Below are 22,387 nucleotides of genomic sequence, written 5' to 3'. Positions count from 1 at the left end.
ACCTACGGGACGGCGATGTCGATAACCAGTCGGGTCGGGTTGGTCAGCGCGGTGACGGTGAACCCGGGCCGGTCGGCATTGACACCGATGAACGACTGTGTGGTGCCCTCGAACACGGTGTTCCGGTACACGCCCGCGATGCCGGGTGCGCTCGGATCGGTCGCGGGGTCGGGTCCCGCGTACGGTGTGACGGCGCTGTCGAACGGATACGCGGACCCGAGGATCTGCACCTCCAGGATCGAGTCACCGGCTACGTCGATGGGCTTGCCGCTGCCGTCCTGCACGGCCCGGTCGGTGTACTGCACGATCCAGCCCGGCGTGCCCTTGCCGCCGAGGTCGTAGACCACGCGGTCGAAGCCGGGCTGGCGGCCGATCCGGACGTCGGTGACGGTGAGGCCCGCGTCGCCGGACGCCGTGCCCCGCTTGGGCAACGCGTCGCGCGGGGCACTCGGCGCTTCGGCGAGGGTTCCGGTGGTCGAAGCCGCGGGGGTGGCGGGGGTATTCGCGGTGGATCCGGCGTCGTCGCCGCAGCCCGCGAGCAATGCCGTCGCAGCGGCGATGGTCAACACCATCCTGTTACGCATGGGGCTGATGGTAAACGGCGAGTGGGGCATCTCGCGGGATTTGCGGGTTTCTCGATGTTTGCCGCCGGGCCTGCCACGCGGTGAACCGGTGGCGAGGCTGCCTCGTTGTTGTGGGTGAGCGGGCGGAAATCGCGCGTCATGATCGATCCGGAGGACCCGAAACATGCTGTCGAACAAGCACTCTCATCGAGCCGCACGGTCATTCGCCGCTGCCTCGGTAGTTCTCGTCGGCTTGCTGAGTGCGTGCGGAAGCACCGATGCGGGACAGCCCACCCCCGTGGTGGCCCCGGCCCCGGCGGCATCCACCTCGGTCGCGGCTCCCGCGGAAGCGCTGCGGAGCCAGGCGCCCGCCAAGACCCAGGGCTGGCTGAAGATCTACCGGGGAATGGCGCCTACCGGCGCAAATGCCATTGAGCTCGGCGTCGCGAACAATATCGCTGCCGGACAGTACGTTACGGCGGCGAACCGTGCGGTGTATCGATTCGACAAGGACACCGCGCAGCCGCCCACCTCGACGTGCGTGGGCGAGTGCGCCGCCAAGTGGCCGCCGTTGATCGCGGAGCGCGGCCAGTCGGTGTCTGTCACGGGCGTCGACCCGCAACTCGTCGGCTTCGTCGAACGAGCCGATGGCGCATGCCAAATCACCATTGCGGGCTGGCCGGTCTACTTGTTCGCCAAAGACGCGAAGTCGGGTGACCTGCTCGGGCAAGGCGTCGGTGGGGTCTGGCACGCGGTGACACCCGTGGGCGGCAAGGCGGCTGCCAACTGAGTCGAATCTCTTGTGCCGCTTATCATCCTGGACGCCGACTCGGCTGCGGCACGGTGTCCGATCACCGGTTTGCCGGGGCCGATGTGACGTGGGGGCAACGATCTAGCACACTTGAGGCGTGGCAGATGTCGAGCACGTACTCAGCCGACTGCGGCGGTATCCGGATGTGGAGGCATTAAATCTCTACGCCGTGGATGCCGCCGATCGGCTGATTCTCGATGTCGCCGATGAAGCGCTCGCCGCCGCTGATAGCGAGAAGGTAGCTATCATCGGCGACGGGTACGGCGCGCTGACCATCGGCGCGATCGCGGCGCACGATCTGCGCGACCTGCGCGTGCACCAGGATCTGCTGACCGGCGAACTCGCCCTGGCCAACAATGCCCGCGCGCTAGGGTTCGCCGATCGCTACACGGCCTACCCGCTCGGCCGTGAGTTGCTCGCCGATGTCCGCGTGGTGTTGCTGCGGCTGCCTCGGGCACTGGCCGGGCTGGCCGAGGTCGCCGACGCCATCGCGCGGTACGCCGATCCCGAGGTGGTGGTGTTCGCCGGCGGCCGGGACAAGTATCTGACCAAGTCGATGAACGACGTTCTGGCCCAATCCTTTTCCGAGGTCAGGGCCAGTCGCGGCCGGCAGAAGTCGCGCACCCTGCTGGTCAGTGGCCCGAAACCGGTCGGCGAGCCGCCGTTCCCGGTACGCGACCGGCTCGACGATCTCGACATCGATGTGGTCGCGCACGGCGCCGCCTTCTCCGGCGCCCGGCTCGACATCGGCACTCGATTCCTGCTGCAGCATCTGAAGTGGATGAAGCCCGACGCGCGGGACGCCATCGACCTCGGTTGCGGCACCGGGATACTGGCCGTCGCGCTGGCCAAGGCGCGGCCGGGCCTCGAGGTGGTCGGCACCGATCAGTCCGCGGCCGCGGTGGCCTCGGCGACGGCCACGATCGCCGTCAACGGCGTCGCGGATCGGGTGACCGCGGTGCGCGACGACGCGATGTCCTCGGTCGCCGACAACAGCGCGGATCTGGTGCTGTGCAACCCGCCCTTCCATGTCGGGGCCGCCGTGCACACCGGGTCGGCGATCAAGATGTTCGCCGAGACCGGCCGGGTACTTCGGCCCGGTGGCGAGCTGTGGACGGTGTTCAACTCGCATCTCAACTATCGTGGCGTCATCGAGCGCATGGTGGGCCACACCGACGTGGTCGGCCGCAACCGCAAGTTCACGGTCACTCGTTCCGTCCGTGGCCTGCACGACGCGCAACAGCGGTAGAGTCCGAATTGTCCGCCTCGGCCGGTTCCCTGGGAACTAGCGCCGGGCAGTAAACGTTGGACTTGGCAGTTGGGTATCGAGCGAAAGCTCGACGAACAGCGGCAACGACCAGAAAGGGACGCAGGTGCGTAGCACAAGCAATCCAGTTTTCCGAAACTTGCCTCGGCAAGAGGGCAGTGGTGGCTACGCCAACTTCGGCTCAGGAGTGACCGGCGCGGGCCAGCTCGGCCAGCAATACGGTAACCAGTACGGCCAGCAGTATCCGCCGCAGCCGTACCAGCAGGCACCGGCCACCACCCGCTCGATGACCATCGACGACGTGGTGACCAAGACCGCCATCACGCTCGGCGTGCTCGCGCTGTCGGCCATCGTCTCCTACGGCCTGAGCAACGCGAACACCTCGCTGGCTCCGCTGTTCGTCATCGGCGGCGGCCTGATCGGCCTGGTGCTGGTACTCGTCGCGACCTTCGCCAACAAGATGGACAACCCGGTCCTCGTGCTGTCGTACGCGGTGTTCGAGGGTCTGTTCGTCGGTGCGCTGTCGTTCATGTTCACCGACATCAGCTTCGGCGGAGTCGGCGGCAGCGCGATGATCGCGCAGGCGGTGCTCGGCACCTTCGGTGTGTTCGCGGGCATGCTGGTCGTCTACAAGACCGGTGCGATCCGCGTGACGCCGCGCTTCACCCGGATGATCGTCGGCGCCATGATCGGCGTGCTGGTTCTCGCGCTCGGCAACCTGGTCGCCAGCTTCTTCATCTCCGGCGGCCTCGGCCTGCGCGACGGCGGCCCGATCGCGATCATCTTCAGCCTGGTGGTCATCGCGATCGCCGCGTTCAGCTTCCTGCTCGACTTCGACGCCGCCGATCAGCTGATCCGCGCCCAGGCACCGGAGCGGGCCGCCTGGGGCGTCGCCCTCGGCCTGACCGTCACCCTGGTCTGGCTGTACGTCGAGATCCTGCGCCTGCTGAGCTACTTCAACAACGACTGAGCGATGGCGGTACACGCCGCCTGAGCTGACAACGGGTGGTTACCGGAGATCCGGCAACCACCCGTTCTGCATCGCACACACGAAAGGGCGGTCACCGGAAAACCGGTGACCGCCCTTTCGGCGTCCTATCTATCTCAGCTGAGACGCTCGATGACCATGGCCATGCCCTGGCCGCCGCCGACACACATGGTCTCCAGACCGAACTGCTTGTCGTGGGTCTGCAGGTTGTTGATGAGCGTGGTGGTGATGCGAGCGCCGGTCATGCCGAACGGATGGCCCAACGCGATGGCGCCGCCCGAGACGTTCAGCTTGTCCTCATCGATCTTCAGCTCGCGAGCCGAGCCGAGCACCTGCACCGCGAACGCCTCGTTGATCTCGACCAGGTCGATGTCGTCGATCGACTTGCCCGCCAAGGCGAGTGCGCGCTTGCACGCCTCGATCGGACCCAGACCCATGATCTCGGGGGACAGACCCGAGACGCCGGTGGAGACGATGCGGGCCAGCGGGGTCAGGCCGAGCTCCTTGGCCTTGGTGTCACTCATGACGACCAGCGCGGCGGCGCCGTCGTTGAGCGGACAGCAGTTGCCCGCGGTGACCGTGCCGTCCGGGCGGAACACCGGCTTCAGCTTGCTGACCGCCTCGTAGGTGACACCGGCGCGCGGGCCGTCGTCCTTCGAGACGACGGAGCCGTCGGGCAGCGTGACCGGGGTGATCTCGCGTTCGAAGAAGCCGTTCTTGATCGCTTCCTCGGCTCGGTTCTGCGAGCGGACACCCCAGTGGTCCTGCTCCTCGCGGGTGATGCCGGTGAAGCTGGCGACGTTCTCCGCGGTCTGGCCCATCGCGATGTAGGCGTCGGGAATCAGGCCGTCCTCGCGCGGATCGTGCCACACGCCCGCGCCGCCCTCCGCGGCCTTCGCGGTGCGCGCCTGCGCCTCGGCGAAGAGCTCGTTCTGGGTGTTCGGCCAGCTGTCGGCGGAACCGTTCTTGTACCGGGACACCGTCTCGACGCCCGCGGAGATGAATACGTCACCTTCACCCGCCTTGATCGCGTGGAACGCCATCCGGGTGGACTGCAGCGAGGACGCGCAGTAGCGGTGCACGGTGGTGCCGGGCACGAAGTCGTAGCCGAGCTGCACCGCGACGATGCGGGCGATATTGAAGCCCTGCTCGCCGCCGGGGGAACCGCAGCCGAGGATCAGGTCATCGATCTGGGCCGGGTCGAGGGCGGGCACCTTGTCGAGCGCCGCGCGGACGATCTGGGTGGTCAGGTCGTCGGGCCGCATGTCGACCAGCGATCCCTTGGCCGCCCGGCCGATGGGGGAGCGGGCGGTCGAGACGATGACAGCCTCAGGCATGAGGACTCCTTTGTCGGTAAGGAACGTGCGAACCGCTGTTGTTACTCGCGGGTTCTTATCGAATCTACGTCGCGGCCCGGGGAACGGAAATCCGGGGTGGCCTCGCCCAGAGCCTCGAGCAGGACCGGAAGCAGTTGCGCCGCGGCAAGTTCATAGCCCGCGGCCGAAGGGTGGAATCCGTCGGCGGAGAAGAGCAGTTCGGGCTGGGCACGGAACTCCGGTGCCAGCAGATAGCCCATCGGCACCGGACGACCGCCCGCGACGCTGGTGGCCACCGTCTGCGCCCGAGCCAGCCGGACACTCCAGTTGTGCACCACCGTGCGCAACGGCTGCGGAATAGCGGTTACCGTGCCGAGATTCGGGCAGGTGCCGACCACGACCACGCTGTCGGCGCTGCGCAGGCGCGCGACCGCGGCGGCCAGCCGGCGCGCGGAGGCGCGGACGGAATGCTTCTTGGTGATGTCGTTGGCGCCGATCAGGATGATCGCGGCGTCCGGTGGTGGACCGGCCACGAACATGGCGTCCACCTGGCCGGACAGTCCCTTGGAGGTGGCGCCGGAGATCGCCTTGGTGCTCAACCGGATTCGCTGCCCGGTGGCCACCGCGAGTCCGCGGGCCAGCCGTACGCCGGGCACTTCGTCGGCGACCACGCAGCCGACACCCGCCGCGGTGGAGTCGCCGAAGATCATCAGATGCAGGTCCGCGTGCTTGCCGGTGCGCCATGGCTCCGGCGTCAGGCAGCCCGCGGTGTAGATGCCGTCGGCCTCAGGCGGTTTCGAGGTGTCCCGGCCGATCACGCCACGCGCCGCGCCTGCCTGCGCCATCAACAGTCGAGACGTCGCCCACCAAGCGCCGCCTGCTCCGGAACCGGCCAAGACCGTCGCGGCACCGGTCACCGCGGCGGTCCGCCAGCCGATGCGTGGTGCGCTCACGACTGCACCTCGCTAACGCTCGGCTCCGTCGTGCGCCCAGGCGCGCTGTATCCCTGGTTCGCTCGCTGACGCTCGCTCACGAATAGAAATGTACCGACTTCACGCAGCTGGGGCAGCCGGAGCGGGAACGTCGAACGAGCCGTAGGCGGGAATGCTCGCCGCGTCGGTGGTGACGGTGACCGCGATGCGGCCGGGGCCGGTGTCCTGGAACTCCGAGTACTGGACGCTGCCGTAGATGCCGGTCACCACGGTGGTCTCGTAGCTGCCCACCGCGCCGGTGGTGGTGTTGCGCCAGGCGACCGTGGTGCGGACCTCGCACAGCGGGGCCAGCGGATAGTCGCCGGGGCCGATCCCCGCGACGGGCAGTGCCCGCACATTGAGGATCGCCCGGCCCGGCCACGCCGGGCTGACATCGGCCCAGGTGCGAATGCTCGTCCCGCACCAGCCGCCGTAGGCGAGCGTGGGCACCTGCGGAAATTCGGTGGTCACCGCGTTTGCCGGGGCTCCTGTCCCGACCAGCGCGGCCACTGCCGCTCCGGCCAGAACAGCGCAGGTCCGGGCACTGTTCGGCTGCCTCATGGGGCGATCCTAAATGCGGGGTTGCTGGTTTCCCGGGTTTGTCGCGGCGGAACCGCTTCCGCGTGGCGTGCGCGGACGCACACCGGAGCCATCTGGAACTATGGGGCGCATGCGCATCGCCGACCATGTCGTGGACCTCATCGGCAATACGCCGTTGGTCCGGTTGAACTCTGTCGTAGGGCCGAACGCCGGATTGGTGGCAGCCAAGATCGAATACTTGAACCCGGGCGGTAGTTCCAAGGACCGTATCGCGGTGAAGATGATCGACGCGGCCGAGAAGTCCGGGGAGCTACGGCCCGGCGGCACCATCGTCGAACCCACCTCGGGCAACACCGGTGTCGGCCTCGCGCTGGTTGCCCAGCAGCGCGGCTACCACTGCGTTTTCGTGTGCCCGGACAAGGTCAGCGAGGACAAGCGCAACGTGCTGCGCGCGTACGGCGCCGAGGTCGTCGTGTGCCCGACCGCCGTGTCGCCGGAAGACCCGGCCAGCTACTACAGCGTCTCCAACCGCCTGGTCGGGGAGATCGACGGCGCGTGGAAGCCGGACCAGTACTCCAATCCCGGCGGCCCGGAAAGCCACTACGAGACGACCGGCCCGGAGATCTGGAACGACACCGACGGCACGGTCACCCACTTCGTCGCGGGCGTCGGCACCGGCGGCACCATCACCGGCGTCGGCCGCTACCTCAAAGAGGTGTCCGGCGGCCAGGTCAAGATCATCGGTGCGGACCCGGAGGGCTCGGTGTACTCCGGCGGCACCGGACGGCCGTACCTGGTCGAGGGTGTCGGCGAAGACTTCTGGCCGTCCGCCTATGACCCGGCCATCCCGGACGAGATCATCGCGGTCTCCGACGCGGACTCGTTCGACATGACCCGGCGCCTCGCCCGCGAGGAGGGCCTGCTGGTCGGCGGCTCGTGCGGCATGGCGGTGGTCGCGGCCATCGAGGTCGCGCGCCGTGACCCGGACGCGGTCGTGGTGGTGTTGCTGCCGGACGGTGGCCGCGGCTACCTGTCCAAGATCTTCAACGACCAGTGGATGAGCTCCTACGGCTTCCTGCGCGAGCGGCTCGACGGCAGCACCGTCGAACCGCTGGTCGGAGATGTGTTGCGCGGCAAGTCCGGTGAGCTGCCCGACCTGGTGCACACCCATCCGTCGGAGACCCTGCGCGATGCCATCGAGATCCTGCGCGAGTACGGCGTCTCGCAGATGCCGGTGGTCGGCGCGGAACCGCCGGTGATGGCGGGCGAGGTCGCGGGCAGCGTCTCCGAGCGCGACCTGCTCTCGGCGGTGTTCGAAGGCCGTGCGCACCTGACCGATTCGGTGGGCAAGCACATGAGCCCGTCGTTCCCGCTGATCGGCGCCGGTGAACCGATCTCCGCCGCGACCAAGGCGCTGTCGGATACCGACGCGCTGATGGTCGTCGAAGAGGGCAAGCCGGTCGGCGTGATCACCCGCCACGACCTGCTCGGCTTCTTGAGCGTAGGCACCCTCGGGCACTGACGCCGGGCTGGCTACTCGAGGCGGCCCGATTGCTCGAACGGGCGCGGTTACTCGAGACGGGCGCGCAGGGCGAGGGCGTCGCGCGGGGCCATGACCTTGGCGTCGTTGTCGAAGTAGCAGAAGACGTCACCGTTGGCGGACCAGGCGCGGATCTTCGCTGCCCACATGTCCAGGCCCTCGTCGGTGTAGCCGCTGACGTAGAGCTCGTCGTGGCCGTGCAGGCGGATGTAGACGAAGTCAGCGGTGACCTCTTCGATCAGCGGGTATTTGCCTGCGGCGTCGGCGATTACCAGCGCGACCTCGTGCTTGGTGAGCAGCTCGGTGAACTCGGGTGTGACGAAACTGGGATGGCGGATCTCCAGTGCGTGCCGCAGCGGCCGGTCGGCGTCGGTGGTCGTGAACGCCGGATCCACCCGATGATCATGCTGGGTCGCGATGTCGGCGGCTTGGCTGGTGGTGCGCGGGAGATGGGTGAAGAACGCGCCGAGCAACTCGGGATCGAACGGGAAGTTCGGCGGCAGCTGCCAGAGGATCGGGCCGAGTTTGGGGCCGAGGGCGAGTAATCCGGACGCCAGGAAGTTCGCCAGCAGCGCGTCGCCGTCGCGTAGCCGCTTCATGTGCGTGATGAATCTGCTGCCCTTCACCGCGAACACGAAGTCGTCCGGCGTCTGGCTCGCCCAGTTCTGGTAGCTCGACGGACGCTGCAGCGCGTAGAACGAGCCGTTGATCTCGACGCTGTTCAGCTGTGCCGACAGATACGCGAGTTCGCGCTTCTGCGTCACGCCCTTGGGATAGAAGACACCACGCCACGGTGGATACACCCAGCCCGACGTGCCGATCCGGATCTCGCCCATGACTCCATCGTGGCAGCCGAGACCGGCAGAACGGGCGCAGCCGGGCGGAACCCGCCGTCAGCCCGCGCATGGCCGGAGCGAATGCGGAGGTACGCAGAATAGGCGCAGCCGGCGGAGCCCGTCATTAGTCCGCGCATGGCCGGAGCGAATGCGGAGGTACGCCTAGGCGGATTTGCCTGCCGTTGCGCGATCTTGCCGCAGCGTCCAGACCCGACCGACCGCCCAGGCGACCAGCACGGCGGCGAGGAACGACAGCAGTGACGCGCTCATCCACGCCTGCTTGGTGAAGTGCAGCCGCTCTTGCACGTCCACCCAGAAGCGGGTCCACGCACCGGCATCGCCCGGATTGATGAGCTGGTAGACCGAGAACCCGGCCAACCACGCGACGATCATTCCCCAGCGCGGCGGTGCGTCGTCGGCGGTGTTCCACTCGCCCTTGGCGCGCAGGAAGAAGTCGGCGACCAGCACGCCGAGCAGCGGCACGAACACCGAACCGATCAGGCCGAGGAAGCCGAAGTAGTTCTGCATGTTCAGCAGCAGCGCGAGCACCGTGATCAGCGTGCCGAGACCGATCGACAGGATGCGCCGGTCCAGCCGCGGCGCGAGGTTCTGGATCGACACGGCGGTGGAATACACATTGGCGAACGACTGATCGGCCTCGCGGAACACGAAGATGAAGAAGAACAGCCCGCCGAGGCTGACCTGAAGGAACGCCGAGTACTGGCCGCCGCCGGTGGCCTGGGCCAAGGCGAAAAGGCCGAGTGCGTAGGCGACGATCTGGGTGAGCGCGTAGGCCCCGCTGGCCGCGCCGAACGCCGATCCGGTGCTGCGCGAGTGGCGCGTGTAGTCGGCGGCGACCGGCACCCAGGAGATCGAAACCGCCAGTGCCGCATCGGTGGCGATCCAGAAGAGGTTCCAGTCGACGCCGAACGGTCCGTCGCCGCGCGGTCCCGGATTGGCCGACAGGTCGGGCAGCCCCGCGCGGAAGAACTGGATATAGAACCAGACCAGCGCGATCACCACGCCTGCCGTGACGAACCGGCGCAACATCCGGACCGAGCCGAGCGGCCAGATCGTCAGCACCGTCGTGAGCACGCCCGCGGCAACCACATACATCCAGTGGGGTCCGCCGCCGAACAGTTCGTCGGCCGCGTCACCGATGACGATCAACTCGAAAGTGCCCCAGCCGATCAGCTGGGCGATGTTCAGCACGGTCGGCAGATAGCTGAGTTTCGCGCCGAACAGTCCGCGCAGCAGGACCATCGATGGTTTGCCGGTTTTCGCACCTGGCACGGCCGCCAAGCCGAGCATCAGTCCACCGACGACCGTCCCGACGATCATCGCGAGAATGCCCGCGGCGATGGAGAGCTGCGGGGCGCCATCGGAATTCGGCGCGAGCACGGTGTAGGCGCCGGAGAAGGCGAACAGGCTGACGCCCAGATTTGCCCAGAATGCGCTCTGGTCCCAGAAGGACAGCACCTTCGGGGCGGGCTCATCGAGGGTGAAGGGTGCCTCGTGCCGTTCGGAGTTGTGCAGGGTCGATGAAGACATGCCCGAAACGCTCTTCCTACGCCGGCATTACCCGGACAGGTTCATGCGGTCGGCGAAGCGCTGGGGTCCGCCCTCTCAGCCCGGCCGTGCCCGAGCTCCCGCGGTGGGGGTGTGGTTCGGGCGAATAGTACACGTGGCAGCTCCGGCGGCCGATCGGATGCGCGTGCTCGCGCGGTGTGCGGGAGATGAGCTTCGAGTTCGCTCGATCGACTATCCAGTAACGCGAACGGATTTCGAGAATCGCACCAGGCGCGGAAATCTCCGCGCTGAACAGGAGATTGGCGATGTGCGTCCGGGATCACACCAACCGTTAACCGCGATAACGGAGACGTAACGGTTTGTTCACTAGCGAGGGCAAGGATTACTAGGTATGACGCGCAGGCAAGTGATCGGATGGGTAGCTCTGCTGGCCTCGGTGCTTGCCGGGGCGGAATTGCTCGATCGGGTGCATTTCCCGGCGCCGCAGATGATTCTAGCGATCGTCGTCGGCGGAGCTCTCGCGTTGGCCGGGCGGTTGCCCGCTCCGATGCCTCGTGAACTATCCATCGGCGTGCAGGCGATGCTCGGTGTCCTGATGGGCAGCTATCTGGAGATCTCGCTGCTGTCCACCATCGGGCTGGCGCTGGTGCCGGTACTCGCGGTCACCGTGGCGACGCTGGTGATCAGTTTGCTGGTCGCGGTGGTGTTCGCGCGAGTCGCCCACGTGGAGTTGCCGACCGCGACACTCGGTCTGCTGGCCGGTGGGTCCGCGGCGGTGGTGGCCTGCGCCGACGACATGGACGCCGATCCGCGCCAGGTGGCGTTCATGCAGTATTTGCGCGTCGCGCTGGTCGCGGTGAGTGCGCCCGCGCTCGGCGCGCTGTTGAACAACAGCAGCGGTAGCTTGACCACCGAGCACGTGACTCTCGGTGGCGCGGTCACCAATCCCGATCTGCCGTACTGGATGATCGTCGGCCGCGGCGATCAGGTCGCCGGATTGTCCATCGCGGTGATGCTGTGCGTCCTCGGCACCAAGCTGGGCAGGCGGCTCAGCCTGCCGAGCCCGGCGCTGATCGGGCCGATGCTGATGACCGCGCTGCTCACCGCGCTCGGCATCAGTCACGGGTACGCGCCGACGAATCTGTTCAAGGATCTGCTGTTCGTGCTCATCGGTTTCGAGGTAGGCACCCGGTTCACCAAAACCGTTGTCACGGAGATGGCCAGGATGATCCCCGGCATGACGGTCACCATCGTCGCCCTGTCGGCCATCGTCGCCGGGCTCGCCTTCGCCGTGGCCACCTTCGTCGACCTCGAACTGTCCGACATCTACCTGGCCACCACACCCGGCGGCATCAATGCCGTGCTGGCCACAGCCGAGTCGATGGACGCCAACCTGCCGTTGATCACCTGTGTGCAGAGCATGCGGTTGCTGTTGATGGTGCTGATGCTGCCCTTGCTGACCAAGGGGATGCGGTGGCTGGCGGCACGACAGCTCGGGCTTCGGGAGCCCGAGCTGGTGATCTGACTTGGTTGGGGCGGAACCGCTAAGCCTTCCGTACCGCGCCGATGATCAGATCCGTCCATTCGTCGGCCAGCGACGCGAGCCGATACCACGCCGCATGGACCCGATCGTCGGAAACCTTTTCGGCGGTGTGCAGCAGATGGCTGGCATGCGCGTGCGCCGCCGCCATGCGATCGACGGTGGCGCCGAGCGAACCGGCGCGCAGGTGGTCGGTGCAGCTGCGGCGGGGCAGCTGAGTGGCCACCCAGGTATCGATGGCGGCGACCAATTCGGCTCGGCGGCAGTCGATTCCGGCGGCAGCCAGCGGATCACCGTGGCGCTGCCGGTGCAGCGTGGCCAAGCTGCGAGCCCAGACGATCAGCGGATGGTCGGTGTTCGGATCACCGTCTTGGCCGCCGAAAGCGGCGACCAGTTCGCGGTGATCCGGCAGTGGCGCGGCGGTGCCGCCGGTGGCGGAGAGAGCACGATCACGCACGAACATCGCGGGCTCCCAGCGGCGTGCGGCTCCCGATATGGGAGATCGACCCTCGATCGACGGGGACGGCTGACAGCGTGTACATCGTGCACCTCCGGGGGTGTCAGGCGGGAGGCATTGCCCTGATGCCGGATCCGAGATAAGCGTGCGCTGTTTACCTTGGCGTGTCGGTGACAGCGAGATGGCACCGCGATGACAGGTCGTAACAATCTTCTCCGCATCCCGTCGGTCCCGGCTGTGAGGAAGACCGACCAGTCCGCGTCGCTCGTCGGCAGCCGATATCGCCCCGCGCGCCGGATCCGTAGCGGTCGCGTCGAATGCTGCAATGTGGCAAATTATCTGCAAACGCGTGATTCGAGTTATGTCGCCGGGGTATAACCGGCTTTGAAGCAGCCTCGGCAAACTGCCATGGCGTAATCGGATAGCGAAGGGATGGGCATGTACACCTCCAGTTTGGCTATCGATTTCCAGAAGGGGTTTTCGGACGCGTGGAGCTCGATCGCCACGTTCGTCCCCAAGCTGGCCGGATTCATCGTCATCTTGCTCATCGGCTGGATCGTTGCGAAGGCCGTGTCGACAATCGTGAACAAGGTGCTCGAGCGGGTCGGCTTCGACCGCCTGGTCGAGCGCGGCGGCCTCAAGCAGATGATGTCGCGCAGTCGCTACGACGCCTCGGATCTGCTGGCGAAGCTGGCGTACTACGCGATCCTGCTGATCGCCCTCCAGCTCGGCTTCGGTGTCTTCGGTCCGAACCCGGTGAGCGATCTGCTCGACGGCATCGTGTCGTGGCTGCCCAAGGCGGCGGTGGCGATCATCATCGTGGTGATCGCGGGCGCGATCGCCTCCGCAGTGCGTGACCTGGTCGGCAACATGCTCGGCGGCCTGTCCTACGGCGCGATGATCGGCCGGGTCGCCGCGGTGTTCATCTGGGGCGTCGGCATCGTCGCCGCGCTGAACCAGATCGGGGTGGCCATGTCGGTCACCATGCCGATCCTCATCGCGGTGCTCGCCACCATCGGCGGCATCCTGGTGGTCGGCGTCGGCGGCGGCATGGTTCGCCCGATGCAGCAGCGCTGGGAGAACTGGCTGAGCGGGCTGGAAGAGGAGATGCCCGCGGTCAAGGGTCACGCGCAGGCGTACTCGCGTGGTCGCGAGGACGCGTCGCGCGAGCAGCTATGGATGGACCAGCAGGCCGCGCGCGGCCAGGGCCAGTCTGCCCAGCAGTGGGACCAGGGCGCGATGCAGGGCGGTGGCGGCGCGTACCAGCAGGGCGGCGGTTCTTACCAGCAGTCCGGCGAGTACATGGGCTACCGCGATCCGGGTGACGTGCGTTAGGAACGCCGCATCCGTCAGGAGTGACAAGTACGTCCGCCGCGGGCTCGACGCCCGCGGCGGACGTGTGTCAGGGCCAGATGTTCAGGCGGGCTGCCGGGATGCGTGCAAGCACACGCTCGCCAGGCGCAGCTGCACCCAGTCGGCGTCCGCCCAGCTGCCGAGGTCACCGGGCGTCGAGCTGGTCATCGCGCCGTGTTCGGCCGCGACCTCACGGACGTGATCGAGGAGTCCGCGCGCGTAACCCGCGAGCAGCACGCTCACCGGAACTCGCGCGGCGCCCTCGACGCCGAGCTCGAGAATGTCGCGGACGGCGGCGGCGTGCTGATCCAGCGCCGCGGACAGCGCCGGTAGCTCCGCGGCGGCGGCAAGCGCCGGTACCCCGTGCGTCTTGTGCAGGCGGTTCAATATCTTGCGTGCCGACACTTCGAGCAACGCGGGGCCCAGCAAAAACATGTTCCTATGCTAGCAACCGGCGTGTCTTTATGAAATTGTGATGCTTGACCCAGTCGGCTTTGTCGGATTAACCGTCCCAGCAAATTCGCCGCGCGAAAATCGTTGTGGGAGAAACGGTTCGCCGGAAGCCGCCCGATCAGGTGCCCGTCGGCTGCGTAGTCAGTCGAGCCGACTCCCCACGGTCAGGAGCTGGTTCGCCTACCGGACCGGGGCTACCTGAAGGCGTTGGCGTCGGTCAGGGCGCGACCGAGCACCAGCTGATGCACCTCCGCGGTGCCCTCGTAGGTGAGCACCGACTCCAGGTTGTTCGCATGGCGCAACACCGGGTAGTCCAGCGTGATGCCATTCGCACCGAGGATGGTGCGGCACTCGCGGGCGATCGCGATGGCCTCCCTGGTGCTGTTCAACTTGCCCGCACTCACCTGTTCGGGAGTCACCACACCGCGATCCTTCAACCGGCCCAGGTGCAGCGCGAGCAGCTGACCCTTGCCGAATTCCAGGACCATGTCCGCGAGCTTCGCCTGGGTCAGCTGGTACGCGGCCAGCGGCTTGTCGAAGACCTCGCGGGTGCGCGCGTATTCGATGGTGGAGGTCAGACAGTCACGGGCCGCGCCGAGCGCGCCGAAGATGATCCCGAACCGCGCTTCGCTCAGGCAGGCCAGCGGCGAGGCCAGCCCACGCGACTCCGGCAACACGGCGTCGGCGGGCAGCCGGACATCGTCGAGGTCGAGTTCGGCGGTCACCGAGGCGCGCAGCGACAGCTTGCGGTGCATCTCGCGCGCACTGAATCCGGCCGTCCCGGCGGGGACCAGGAAGCCGCGGATCACCTGCTTGCCCTCGTCCTCGGTCTGCGCCCACACCACCGCGACATCGGCCACCGAGCCGTTGGTGATCCACATCTTCGAGCCGTTGAGCACCCAGTCGGTGCCGTCGCGCTTGGCTCTGGTCCGCATGCCGCCGGGGTTGGAGCCGAAATCGGGTTCGGTGAGCCCGAAGCAGCCGAGCACGCGGCCCGCCGCCATCTCCGGCAGCCACTGCTGCTTCTGCTCCTCCGAGCCGTACTTGTGGATCGCGGTCATCGCGAGCGAGCCCTGCACCGACACCATGCTGCGCACGCCGGAATCGACCGCCTCCAGTTCCTGGCAGGCCAGCCCGTACATGGTGGCCGACATGCCCGCGCAGCCATAGCCCTCCAGATGCATGCCGAGCAGTCCGACCTCGCCCAGTTGCGGAGCGATCTCGCGGGCCGGGAAGGTCCCTGCCTCGAACCAGTCCGCGATGTGCGGGCGCAGCCGTTGGTTCGCGAAGGTCGCGACGGCAGCGCGGATCTCGCGCTCGTCGTCGGACAGTAGGGAGTCGATCGCGAACAGTTCTTCCACAGTCACCATGCGCTAAGCCTAATTGGGGAGGGGGCCGGTGAGATCGGAGTCATGTCAGGTTCTCGGCACAAAATTTTCGGTCTACACGGCCTAGCTGCGTAACTAGATCGGAGCCGGCGCGGAAACGCCTCTCGGGCGTCGACTGCGGACGACCAGCGGGTTGCCGGAGAATCGCTCCTGATTAGGCTGGGGGCTATGAGTGAGCTGGGGTTCTCCACACGGGCCGTGCACGCAGGATTCGATCCCGATCCGCAGACCGGCGCGGTGAACGTGCCCATCTACGCGAGTTCGACATTCGCCCAGGACGGGGTCGGCGGGCTGCGCGGCGGTTTCGAATACGCCCGCACCGGCAACCCGACCAGGTCCGCGCTGGAAGCGAACCTCGCCGCGCTCGAATCCGGTAGTTACGGCCGGGCCTTCGCGTCGGGCATGGCGGCAACCGACTGTGCCATTCGCGCCACGCTGCGGCCCGGCGACCACATCGTCATCCCGGACGACGCGTACGGCGGCACCTTCCGCCTGATCGACAAGGTGTTCAGCCAATGGGGCATCGAGCACTCCCCCGCGCACGTTTTCGACGTGGACGAGATGCGCGCGGCGATCCGCCCGAACACCAAACTGGTCTGGGTCGAGACCCCGACCAACCCGCTGCTGAGCATCGGCGACATTCCCGCCCTCGCCGATATCGCGCATGCCGCGGGCGCGAAGCTGGTGGTGGACAACACCTTCGCCACGCCGTACCTGCAGCAGCCGCTGCTGCTCGGCGCCGACATCGTCACCCACTCGACCACCAAGTATCTCGGTGGTCACTCCGACGTGGTCGGCGGTGCGCTGATCACCAACGATCCCGAGCTCGACGCCGCGTTCGCGTTCCTGCAGAACGGCGCGGGCGCGGTTCCCGGCCCGTTCGACGCCTTCCTCACCTTGCGCGGCACCAAGACCCTGGCCGTGCGGATGGACCGGCACTGCGACAACGCGGAAACCATGGCCGAGTTCCTGTCCCGGCATCCGGCCATCTCCCAGGTGATCTACCCGGGCCTGCCGGAGCACCCGGGCCACGCGGTCGCCGCCAAGCAGATGCGTCGGTTCGGCGGGATGATCTCGGTGCGGCTGCACGGCGGTCCCGACGCGGCTCGCGACTTCTGCTCGCGCACCAAGGTATTCACGCTGGCCGAGTCGCTCGGCGGGGTGGAGTCGCTGATCGAGCACCCGGCCGCGATGACGCACGCGTCCACCGAGGGCTCCGTGCTGGAGGTGCCCGCGGATCTGGTGCGGCTGTCGGTCGGCATCGAGGACGCCGCCGACCTGCTCGCCGATATCGAGCAGGCGCTCGGAAGCTGAGAGCCGAGATGACGAAACGGCCGCGCCTGGAAATCGGGCGCGGCCGTTCGTGTCTCAGGGGAAGCAGCCGGTCGGGCCGCGCGGGTCGCGCGGCGCCACGGCCGAAGGCGTCAGCTGTGGTAAGGCTCCGCGCTGACCAGGGTGACCTTCATGGTGTTGCCGTTGGGCAGTGTGTACTCGCGGGTCTCGCCGACCTTGGCGTCGATGAGCGCGCCGCCGAGCGGGGAGGCGGGCGAGTAGGTCTCCAGCTTGGAGTCGTTCAAGCCCTCTTCGCGGGTCGCGATGAGGAAGGTTTCGGTGTCGGACTCGTCGCCGTCGTAGTAGACCTTGACGACCGAACCGGGGAGTGCGACGCCGGACTTCGTCGGCGCGACGCCGACCTTGGCGTTGTTCAGCAGCTCCTGCAGTTGGCGAATGCGCGCCTCCTGCTGGCCCTGCTCCTCACGGGCGGCGTGGTATCCGCCGTTCTCCTTGAGGTCGCCCTCTTCACGGCGTTCGTTGATCTCGGCAGCGATGACGGGACGATTGGCGATGAGCGCATCGAGTTCGCCCTTGAGCCTGTCGTGCGACTCCGGGGTCAGCCACGTCACTTGCGTCTCAGTCATCTCGATCACTCCCTAGTAGTTGTTCCCGGCGGGCCGGGATTCCCTGATAACTGCCGCAGTACCCACCCGGTGGGGCGGGCACGACACCAGTCGACGGCTAGAGCGATCCTGGGAAGTTCATCGAACCCCGACAGACCCTGGTTCCGGGCAAAGCTCATAATCCGGAACAGATAGCGCTGGCCGCCAATGCAGCAAACACGGCTCCGAACCCCGGAACCGTGTATCAGGCCATTTTAGCATGAATCACAAACGTGCAGGTCGGAGTTAATTTCGAGGATGGATGGTACGGCAAAAGGGGCAAATCACCCTGCCCGAAGATAGCTGGGCACCTGTCCACTACATCCGTAAATACTGCTGGAGGCGGGTCGCGAGGACGCCTTGACCGTGGTGGTCTGCTCGATCGTGCCGCTGGTAGACGGCGCGATCAAGACCTCTCGACGGCCGACCTCGACACTGTCGCGCGCCATCGCACGGACGAAACATACCGCAGGCTGTTGCGGGTCCTTGCGGGTGACCTTCATCCGGATCGTCATCGTCGAGTCGTCGGTGACGGTGTAGCCCAGCTGCTCGAACTCGATGTCCTTGGGGCCGTACTTCTGGTAGCCGAGGTAAGCGACGCCACACCCGAGCAACACCACGACAACCCCGAGGGCCAGCGGCAGCCACCGGCGATTGACGGCCGGCCTGGTTCCATACCGATCGGTCGGCCTGTGGTTCGTCACCGGAGCCGCGGCATCGCTGCGCTGGATTCCCTGGGTTCCATCGGGCTGGCTCACAAGGTCGCTCCCGGGGGGTACGTCGGAACAAAAGTCGGTCGAATGGAACTATAGGGAACGAAGACCAGACACCCGCGAGCGAGAGCGATGGTGAACGAGACGTGAGTGGCCTTCGCCTCATGGCGGTGCATGCCCACCCCGACGACGAATCCAGCAAGGGTGCCGCCACGACCGCCCGGTACGCCGACGAAGGACACGACGTCCTGGTCGTAACGCTGACCGGTGGCGAACGTGGCAGCATCCTGAACCCCGCGATGGACACCCCCGGTGTCCTCGACCGGATCAACGAGATCCGCCGCGAGGAGATGGCCGCCGCGGCGCGGGCGCTCGGCGTGCGCCAGCACTGGCTCGGTTTCGTCGATTCCGGTCTGCCGGAAGGTGATCCGCTGCCGCCGCTGCCGGAGGGATGTTTCGCGCTGGTCCCGCTGGAAGAGGCCACCGAGGCGCTGGTCCGGGTGGTTCGCGAGTTCAAGCCGCACGTCATGACCACCTACGACGAACTCGGCGGCTACCCGCATCCGGATCACATCCGCTGCCATGAGGTGTCGGTTGCCGCATTCGACGCGTCCGGCGATCCGGAACGGTTCCCCGACGCGGGCGAGCCGTGGACACCGCTGAAGCTGTACTACGACCACGGGTTCACCGCGCGCCGGATGGAGGTCTTCGCCGAGGAGTACGAGCGGATGGGCGAGCCGTTCCCGCTACAGGAATGGCTGGACCGGATGCGCAAGTACGTCCCCGAGCGCGGCGACGTGTTCTCCAGGGTCACCACCCAGATCGACTGCGCCAAATACTTCCCGCAGCGCGACGACGCGCTGCGCGCGCACGCCACCCAGATCGACCCGAACGGCGCGTTCTTCGCCATCCCGCTGGAACTGCAGCAGCGGCTCTGGCCGACCGAGGAATTCGAACTGGCCAAGACCAGGGTCAAGACGGCGCTGCCGGAGACCGACCTGTTCGCCGGCATCGAAGACGAGCAGCGGTGATGCTGGTTCTGCTCGCCCAGACGCCGGGCACGCCGACCGGACCCGAGTTCGGCAAGGCGTCGCCGCTCGGGTTGGTCCTGATCCTGCTGCTGCTGGCAGGCACGGTGCTGCTGGTTCGTTCGATGAACAAGCACATCAAGAACCTGCCCGCGACATTCGAGCCCGACCACCCCGAGCCGGACCAGGAGGCCGACGAGGGGACCGAGCCCGGCATCACCAAGCGGACCGACGAGGTCGAGCCGGACGGCCGGTCCGACAAGACCTGACTTTCGGTCGCTGAGCTGTTGCTTGTTACTTTTTCGCGCGCTGTTTCGTCAATCAGATAGTCGCGGCACGATCCCCGGGTGGATTCGCTGCCGCGTATCTGTTTTCGATCACGAACAGCTGCGAAAGTAGGAATAGGCAATGGCATTCGAAGAACTGCGCGGCGCGTTGACCGGCCGGGTTCTGCTACCAGGCGATGCGGGATTCGACGGCGCGGCGCGGCCGTGGGCGTTGACGGTGACCCAGCCGGTTGCCGCGGTAGTGCAGGCAGCGAACGCGGAGGATGTGGCGGCCGTGGTCGCCTACGCGCGACGAGCGGGCGTGCCGGTGGTCGCGCAACCGACCGGGCACGGCGCGTCGGGTGGCATCAAGGACGCGATCCTGTTGCGCACCGGGCGGCTCGACAGCGTGCATATCGACGCCGAACGGCGGGTGGCGCGGGTCGGGGCCGGAGCGAACTGGGGGCAGGTGCAGGCCGCGGCGGCGGCACACGGGCTGACCGGCTTGGCGGGCAGCAATCCGGTGGTCGGGGTGACCGGATACACCCTCGGTGGTGGACTCAGCTGGTTCGGCCGCAAGTACGGCTGGGCCTCGGATGCCGTGCGCGCCTTCGAGATCGTGGATCCGACGGGGAGTCCGGCGCGGGTCACCGCCGCGAACGACCCCGAGCTGTTCTGGGCGTTGCGCGGTGGTGGCGGTGATTTCGCCGTCGTGACGGCACTGGAGTTCGATCTTTTCCCCGCGCCCGCCCTGTACGGCGGCCGGGTGCTGTGGCCGGGCAACAGGACACGTGCGGTGTTCGAGGCATTCCAGGAGATCACCGCGTCAGCGCCCGACGAGCTGTCGGTGTGGTTCCACCGTCTGCAGTTCCCCGACGCACCGCCCATGGTCGCGCTCGATGCCGCCTACCTCGGCGACGCCGCGGCCGGACGTGCGCTGTTGGCTCGCTTGGACGCGATCGAGGATCCGATTGCCGACACGCGCGGCGTGCTTCCGGTCGCGAGTCTCGGTGACATCACTGCCGAACCCACCGATCCGAGTCCTTCAGTGTCCCGTGCTGAACTGCTCACCGATCTCGGCGACGCTGTGCTGAAAACCCTTGTGGACGAGCCTGTCTCGCCGCTGGTCGATATCCAGATCCGGCACCTGGGCGGCGCGTTGGCGCAGGCCCGCCCGGAAGGTGGGGCGCGTGGCCCGGTGACCGAGCCGTACCTGCTGTATGCCCTCGGTCTCGGTCTCCCGCATCGCACGGCGGCGGTCAAGGCGCGCAATGTTGAGGTCGTCGACGCGATCAGCGGCCACATCAGCGGGTTGAAGCCGTACACGTTCCTGACCCCGGACGAGTCCGCCGCCGCGGCTTTCGACGAGGCGACACTCACTCGGTTGCGCGCCATCAAGCGAGCCCGCGATACGCAGTCGGTGATCCGCGCGAACTATCCTGTGTCGGGTTAGCGCCGAGATCAGGCGCGGCCGAGCAGATCCCAGCGGTTGCCCGCGATATCGCGAAATACCGCGACCCGCCCGTACGGCTCTTGCCTTGGCGCAGTGACGAATTCGACGCCGCACGACACCATTCGGTGGAATGCGGCGTCGAAATCGTCTACCTGTAGGAAGAATCCGACTCGGCCCGCTGTTTGGCTGCCGATCACCTCGGTCTGTTCCGTGCCGTCCGCGCGGGCAAGCAGGAGGCCCGTCTGTGCGCCGGGCGGGCGAACGACGACCCAGCGTTTGGGCCGCCCATCGTTGGTCGTTGCGGGAGTGTCCTCGATGAGTTCGAAGCCGAGCGCTTCGGTGAAGAAGGCGATCGCCGGGTCGTAGTCCTCGACGACGAGGGTGCAGAGGTCGATTCGCATGGTCACGACATAGTAGGCGCGGCCGAACGAAGGTGGCCCGAGGAGCGTGCACGGCGGGGATGTTTGTCTGGTGCGTCGGCGGAAATCGACTGGTCGATCTGCTGAACCCGCAATGTGCGGCTTGCGACATCGGTGTGAATTGAAACGAAGTAGCCGGTTTCGATAACACCGATTGAAAGTGATTGTCAGCTGCACTCCGTGCATAGCGCGCTCTACGGTCGCAACGGTGATGGCGCAACACTTTTCGTGCCCGGAGGGGCGGTCGTTGCGTGCGCTCCCGGCGCATTGCACACTGTAGCGAGATGCATTCGGCTCGCGCATCCGATTAATCCATCGGCCACCGAGAAGCACACTGCTGGCAACCTATTTCGCGGCGAGCAGCTTTCGCAACGGCCTCCGTATGTCGCTCGCCTGTGTTACCAATTCAGCCAGACCGCTCGACCGAAGGAAGCTCATGGACAACGTGATCGGACAGATCGACCGTGCTCTCGACGCGACGAGCGTCATCGTCGCCGCCTTGGACGACGGCACCATGACCGCGCCGACTCCGTGCCGGGAGTGGGACGTGCGCACCGTGCTGAATCACACGGTGGGCGGCATGCACGTCTTCGCGGCCGCGTTGAGCGGCACGGATTCCGGCGCCGATCACGAATCCGATTGGCTCGGCGGCGATCCGCAGGGCGCGTACGCGGCGGCGGCGGAGGTGGATCGGGCGGCCTGGCACCGGCCGGACGCGCTGGACAACACCGTGCACATCTCGCTGGGCGCACTGCCCGCCCAGCTGGCGGCCATGGTGCATCTCACCGAGTTGGTCGTGCACGGCGTCGACCTCGCGGTCGCCATCGACCGGCCCGATCTGGCCGATGACGAGCTCTGCGGCGAACTTCTCGCCACCATGCAGGCCAGGGGCGGCATCGACAAGTTCCGCGCGCCGGGCATCTTCGGCGCCGAAGTGGCTGTCGAGGACGCGGCGCCCGCCCATCGCAGGTTGCTCGGCTACGTCGGCCGCGACGTGCTGGCGCGGACGCCGTAGCGG

The 22,387-nt window shown here is 67.1% G+C and carries 23 protein-coding genes; 11 read left to right on the top strand and 12 right to left on the bottom strand.

The window, feature by feature from the left end; genetic code table 11:
• Positions 1-2 precede the first annotated feature (2 nt).
• Complete coding sequence (locus KV110_RS35580; RefSeq protein ID WP_218471519.1) at positions 3-584, bottom strand: AMIN-like domain-containing (lipo)protein; 582 nt, start codon at positions 582-584, stop codon at positions 3-5.
• Between the two features lie 163 nt (positions 585-747).
• Between KV110_RS35580 and KV110_RS35575 the strand changes: the two genes are divergently transcribed.
• From KV110_RS35575 to KV110_RS35565, 3 genes are all read left to right on the top strand, one after another.
• Positions 748-1,353: a hypothetical protein gene (locus KV110_RS35575; RefSeq protein ID WP_218471518.1), complete on the top strand. Its 606-nt coding sequence runs from the start codon at positions 748-750 to the stop codon at positions 1,351-1,353.
• A gap of 118 nt (positions 1,354-1,471) precedes the next feature.
• Positions 1,472-2,623: a class I SAM-dependent methyltransferase gene (locus tag KV110_RS35570; protein ID WP_218471517.1), complete on the top strand. Its 1,152-nt coding sequence runs from the start codon at positions 1,472-1,474 to the stop codon at positions 2,621-2,623.
• A 124-nt stretch (positions 2,624-2,747) separates the two neighbouring features.
• Positions 2,748-3,611, top strand: a complete 864-nt coding sequence (locus KV110_RS35565) for a Bax inhibitor-1/YccA family protein (protein WP_218471516.1) — start codon at positions 2,748-2,750, stop codon at positions 3,609-3,611.
• 134 nt (positions 3,612-3,745) lie between these two features.
• On the opposite strand, the gene KV110_RS35560 is transcribed toward KV110_RS35565, so the two are convergent.
• From KV110_RS35560 to KV110_RS35550, 3 genes are all read right to left on the bottom strand, one after another.
• On the bottom strand, positions 3,746-4,966 hold the full coding sequence (locus KV110_RS35560) for an acetyl-CoA C-acetyltransferase (RefSeq protein WP_218471515.1): 1,221 nt from the start codon (positions 4,964-4,966) through the stop codon (positions 3,746-3,748).
• A gap of 41 nt (positions 4,967-5,007) precedes the next feature.
• The gene (locus tag KV110_RS35555) at positions 5,008-5,898 is read right to left on the bottom strand and encodes an SGNH/GDSL hydrolase family protein (protein ID WP_218471514.1); all 891 of its coding nucleotides are present in this window, start codon (positions 5,896-5,898) and stop codon (positions 5,008-5,010) included.
• Between the two features lie 99 nt (positions 5,899-5,997).
• Positions 5,998-6,477: a hypothetical protein gene (locus tag KV110_RS35550; RefSeq protein ID WP_218471513.1), complete on the bottom strand. Its 480-nt coding sequence runs from the start codon at positions 6,475-6,477 to the stop codon at positions 5,998-6,000.
• A 109-nt stretch (positions 6,478-6,586) separates the two neighbouring features.
• Between KV110_RS35550 and KV110_RS35545 the strand changes: the two genes are divergently transcribed.
• On the top strand, positions 6,587-7,978 hold the full coding sequence (locus tag KV110_RS35545; RefSeq protein WP_218471512.1) for a cystathionine beta-synthase: 1,392 nt from the start codon (positions 6,587-6,589) through the stop codon (positions 7,976-7,978).
• A 47-nt stretch (positions 7,979-8,025) separates the two neighbouring features.
• Here the strand turns inward: KV110_RS35545 and KV110_RS35540 are convergent, their stop codons facing one another.
• On the bottom strand, positions 8,026-8,832 hold the full coding sequence (locus KV110_RS35540) for a DUF72 domain-containing protein (RefSeq protein WP_218471511.1): 807 nt from the start codon (positions 8,830-8,832) through the stop codon (positions 8,026-8,028).
• 162 nt (positions 8,833-8,994) lie between these two features.
• The gene (locus KV110_RS35535) at positions 8,995-10,383 is read right to left on the bottom strand and encodes a purine-cytosine permease family protein (protein ID WP_218471510.1); all 1,389 of its coding nucleotides are present in this window, start codon (positions 10,381-10,383) and stop codon (positions 8,995-8,997) included.
• A gap of 370 nt (positions 10,384-10,753) precedes the next feature.
• On the opposite strand from KV110_RS35535, the gene KV110_RS35530 reads away from it, so the two are divergent.
• Positions 10,754-11,887 carry an AbrB family transcriptional regulator gene (locus KV110_RS35530; RefSeq protein ID WP_218471509.1) on the top strand — a complete coding sequence of 378 codons (1,134 nt, stop codon included), beginning with the start codon at positions 10,754-10,756 and terminating at the stop codon, positions 11,885-11,887.
• A 19-nt stretch (positions 11,888-11,906) separates the two neighbouring features.
• Here the strand turns inward: KV110_RS35530 and KV110_RS35525 are convergent, their stop codons facing one another.
• A complete protein-coding gene (locus KV110_RS35525; RefSeq protein WP_218471508.1) occupies positions 11,907-12,365 on the bottom strand; it encodes a DUF4254 domain-containing protein in 459 nt (152 codons plus the stop codon).
• A gap of 432 nt (positions 12,366-12,797) precedes the next feature.
• On the opposite strand from KV110_RS35525, the gene KV110_RS35520 reads away from it, so the two are divergent.
• A complete protein-coding gene (locus tag KV110_RS35520) occupies positions 12,798-13,694 on the top strand; it encodes a mechanosensitive ion channel family protein (protein ID WP_218471507.1) in 897 nt (298 codons plus the stop codon).
• An 81-nt stretch (positions 13,695-13,775) separates the two neighbouring features.
• Here the strand turns inward: KV110_RS35520 and KV110_RS35515 are convergent, their stop codons facing one another.
• Together KV110_RS35515 and KV110_RS35510 are read right to left on the bottom strand one after the other, a co-directional pair.
• The gene (locus KV110_RS35515) at positions 13,776-14,147 is read right to left on the bottom strand and encodes a DUF6401 family natural product biosynthesis protein (protein WP_218471506.1); all 372 of its coding nucleotides are present in this window, start codon (positions 14,145-14,147) and stop codon (positions 13,776-13,778) included.
• A 212-nt stretch (positions 14,148-14,359) separates the two neighbouring features.
• Positions 14,360-15,535, bottom strand: coding sequence for an acyl-CoA dehydrogenase family protein (locus KV110_RS35510; protein ID WP_218471505.1), 1,176 nt, complete (start codon positions 15,533-15,535; stop codon positions 14,360-14,362).
• Between the two features lie 186 nt (positions 15,536-15,721).
• Here KV110_RS35510 and KV110_RS35505 point away from each other — a divergent pair, with 186 nt between their 5' ends.
• Entirely contained in the window at positions 15,722-16,867 is a 1,146-nt protein-coding gene (locus KV110_RS35505) for a cystathionine gamma-synthase (protein WP_218471504.1), read from the top strand.
• A gap of 110 nt (positions 16,868-16,977) precedes the next feature.
• Here the strand turns inward: KV110_RS35505 and greA are convergent, their stop codons facing one another.
• Entirely contained in the window at positions 16,978-17,472 is a 495-nt protein-coding gene (gene greA, locus KV110_RS35500; RefSeq protein ID WP_014988087.1) for a transcription elongation factor GreA, read from the bottom strand.
• Between the two features lie 302 nt (positions 17,473-17,774).
• Positions 17,775-18,248, bottom strand: coding sequence for a DUF4307 domain-containing protein (locus tag KV110_RS35495; protein WP_246634174.1), 474 nt, complete (start codon positions 18,246-18,248; stop codon positions 17,775-17,777).
• A gap of 119 nt (positions 18,249-18,367) precedes the next feature.
• Here KV110_RS35495 and mca point away from each other — a divergent pair, with 119 nt between their 5' ends.
• From mca to KV110_RS35480, 3 genes are all read left to right on the top strand, one after another.
• Positions 18,368-19,234, top strand: coding sequence for a mycothiol conjugate amidase Mca (gene mca / locus KV110_RS35490; protein ID WP_218479297.1), 867 nt, complete (start codon positions 18,368-18,370; stop codon positions 19,232-19,234).
• Complete coding sequence (locus tag KV110_RS35485) at positions 19,234-19,500, top strand: hypothetical protein (protein ID WP_218471503.1); 267 nt, start codon at positions 19,234-19,236, stop codon at positions 19,498-19,500. The genes mca and KV110_RS35485 overlap by 1 nt, the downstream gene beginning before the upstream one ends.
• Positions 19,501-19,639: 139 nt before the next feature.
• Entirely contained in the window at positions 19,640-20,950 is a 1,311-nt protein-coding gene (locus KV110_RS35480) for an FAD-binding oxidoreductase (RefSeq protein WP_218471502.1), read from the top strand.
• Positions 20,951-20,958: 8 nt separating this feature from the next.
• On the opposite strand, the gene KV110_RS35475 is transcribed toward KV110_RS35480, so the two are convergent.
• On the bottom strand, positions 20,959-21,351 hold the full coding sequence (locus tag KV110_RS35475; RefSeq protein ID WP_218471501.1) for a VOC family protein: 393 nt from the start codon (positions 21,349-21,351) through the stop codon (positions 20,959-20,961).
• A 454-nt stretch (positions 21,352-21,805) separates the two neighbouring features.
• Between KV110_RS35475 and KV110_RS35470 the strand changes: the two genes are divergently transcribed.
• Positions 21,806-22,384, top strand: coding sequence for a TIGR03086 family metal-binding protein (locus tag KV110_RS35470; RefSeq protein WP_218471500.1), 579 nt, complete (start codon positions 21,806-21,808; stop codon positions 22,382-22,384).
• Positions 22,385-22,387 lie beyond the last annotated feature (3 nt).

Source organism: Nocardia iowensis (assembly GCF_019222765.1).
GTDB classification, from domain to species: Bacteria; Actinomycetota; Actinomycetes; order Mycobacteriales; family Mycobacteriaceae; genus Nocardia; species Nocardia iowensis.
The sequence above is the reverse complement of the archived record's forward strand: the minus strand, read 5'-3'. Positions and strand labels throughout refer to the sequence as shown.